The sequence below is a fragment of the Pseudoalteromonas sp. SIMBA_162 genome (assembly GCF_046535955.1).
GTDB classification, from domain to species: Bacteria; Pseudomonadota; Gammaproteobacteria; order Enterobacterales; family Alteromonadaceae; genus Pseudoalteromonas; species Pseudoalteromonas marina.
The window spans coordinates 1-242 of record NZ_JAWJBQ010001037.1 but is presented as its reverse complement, the minus strand read 5'-3'; the positions used below and the strand labels follow the sequence as shown (position 1 = coordinate 242).

Below are 242 nucleotides of genomic sequence, written 5' to 3'. Positions count from 1 at the left end.
CCTCGTGGCCCTCGTCATCCAGGATGGCGACGTCGGTGGAGGGCAGCGGCAGCCCGATCGAGCCCGAATACGCATCGGTATCGGTCGGATTGACCGTGGCCACCGGCGAGGTTTCGGACAGGCCATAGCCTTCGACCAGCGGCCTCCCGGTGACCTTGAGCCAGCGCTCGGCCACCGCCTGCTGCACCGCCATGCCCCCGCCCAGCGTCAGCCGCAGGCCGGAGAAATCCAGCTTGGCGAAG

At 69.0% G+C, this 242-nt stretch carries 1 protein-coding gene; it reads right to left on the bottom strand.

The annotated features are described in order from the left end of the window. Nucleotides 1-242 (bottom strand): AMP-binding protein (locus tag R0J88_RS22865; RefSeq protein WP_410901300.1); only part of this gene is annotated, 242 nt, incomplete at both ends.